At 27.5% G+C, this 2,006-nt stretch carries 2 protein-coding genes; both read right to left on the bottom strand.

Annotated elements, in window-relative coordinates; genetic code table 11:
• Nucleotides 1-438, bottom strand: a 438-nt coding sequence (locus AACQ14_RS23215; protein ID WP_339365932.1) for a 2-thiouracil desulfurase family protein, incomplete at its 3' end; no start/stop codon positions are given.
• A 178-nt stretch (nt 439-616) separates the two neighbouring features.
• Entirely contained in the window at nt 617-1,789 is a 1,173-nt protein-coding gene (locus tag AACQ14_RS23210) for an AraC family transcriptional regulator (protein ID WP_339365931.1), read from the bottom strand.
• Nucleotides 1,790-2,006 lie beyond the last annotated feature (217 nt).

Here is a 2,006-nt window from a genome sequence, read left to right as displayed (position 1 = left end):
AAGATGATTGTAAGTCTCTGTAATCTTACTACCAACCATTCCTTTACCTTTCCTACTGGTTGCTCCTTTTTTGTCACTTTGATATATTTTAACTTCTTTTATACCACAAGAGGGAGATCTGGTTTTCAAAATGAATCCATCTACATTTTCTAATTTAATCATCAATGAATCAGTGTACTCTAGCATATTATTTGTTAAGTCTATTTGAGTAGCCGGTTGTATCAAGTGTATTTCGTTATTAACTTCCACAAGACGTATGGGTTTTCTTGGAGTTGACATACCTATTTCTACTTCTGGACAAAAAGGAATGTATTCCACAAAAGCATTAAGACGAGTAATGAATTCATTATTATCACCGTCACCATTATAACGACATTTTGCGAAGTTAATACATTTACTTATCCCAATTACGGGAGTAATATCATAGTTATCTATCATATCTATACCTCTTCAATTTATATTATATATAAGTTAATTAAATACTTGCTTAGAGCGATTAGTTAACTGTAAAATCAAGGAAAATACATTAAACTTATTAAAAGAGATGTTTAAGTTCAATATAGTATAGATAATATTTTGTGTGAAGAGTATTAATTATATTCTAGTAATCTTTATTTTAGTTTTTTAATGATTTACTATATACTATTGGGCTTATACCGTATCTTTTTTTAAACTGTTTGGAAAAATAATGTATAGAATTGAAACCAAGAATCTCAGCAATCTGAGTTAAACTAAGATCGGTGGATTTTATATACACCTTACTTGTGTCCAAACGATAATTATTGATGTAATCAATAATTGTTACACCCATAACATCCTTGAAAATACGAGATAAATAAGAAGAACTAATGGATACCTTATTAGCTAATTCATCAACAGTTATCTTTTGGCTGATATGAGAATAGATATACTCAAGGGACGTATTAACAAAAGCATTATTAGTATTGACCTGCATAGAAGTATGAAGCTGCTTTATTGAATTTTTTTTGGAGATGATACGTATCAGCTTAACTATAAACTCTTTTAAATAACATATAATCAAATCTGGACTATACACACCATTATAATTTTTTTCATCCAATATTTTTTCTAATATGGATTTTAACTCATGGTCACAAATGAAAATTTTATCTTTTAGAATATCTTCTTGTTCAAAATCCATTTTGAAGCTAATAGTCAGAAAGGAAACAGGCACAGAACTATTGTTTTTTTGAGTATGATATTGATTTGGTGCATAGAAAATAAAATCACCTTGTTTCAAGATGAATTCCCTTCCATCAATTAATGTGGATAATTCACCTTGATCCACATAGGTAATTTCCCAAAAATCATGTTTTTCACCTTTGTATGAAAAAAACTTATCGAATTCTTGATAATATAAGGTATATATTTTAGCAATATTGAGTTTGCTTTTTATACCACGAGAAAAATCAAGGCGTGTATTACTTCTTTGTATAGAAGTTGTTTTTTTGTTGAACTTAATTTTAATGGTACAGGAATTATCAAGAGGAACGACTTTATAAAAAACATTAGGGTTTAATATAACACATTTGTCCAGAAAAAAAGATCTTGAGTCATTACCAGGGGTATAGGTATATAAAACAGCAGTTCCTTCTTCAATGTTGATAACTGTTTTATTCATAGTATCAATAAAATAGGAATTAAGATCAAAAGTGGTAATTATCTTTGTTGTTTCATTATTTACATCATCCAATTGAATATCATAATATGGAATGGAACTTATAGTACCATAATTGGCTAAGGATAATTTTGTAATATTTTTAATCAAGGATAGACCTCCATACATCTAAAAATGAAATAGGTATAATTTTACAAGCATTCACTAAAAGTGATTAAATAGCTGGCTTAAGACTATTATAACCTATATTATAGAATTATACAAACATAATTCAGGATTATACAAATACTTTTATTTTAATGTGGATTACAATACAAGTATAAACAGTTTATAATTTGTAAATCAATAAAAAGCAATTTGGTAATAT

The sequence above is a fragment of the Vallitalea maricola genome, assembly GCF_036985595.1.
GTDB classification, from domain to species: Bacteria; Bacillota; Clostridia; order Lachnospirales; family Vallitaleaceae; genus Vallitalea; species Vallitalea maricola.
Note: the sequence above shows the minus strand (reverse complement) of the source record. Positions and strands in the feature narration are given on the sequence as shown.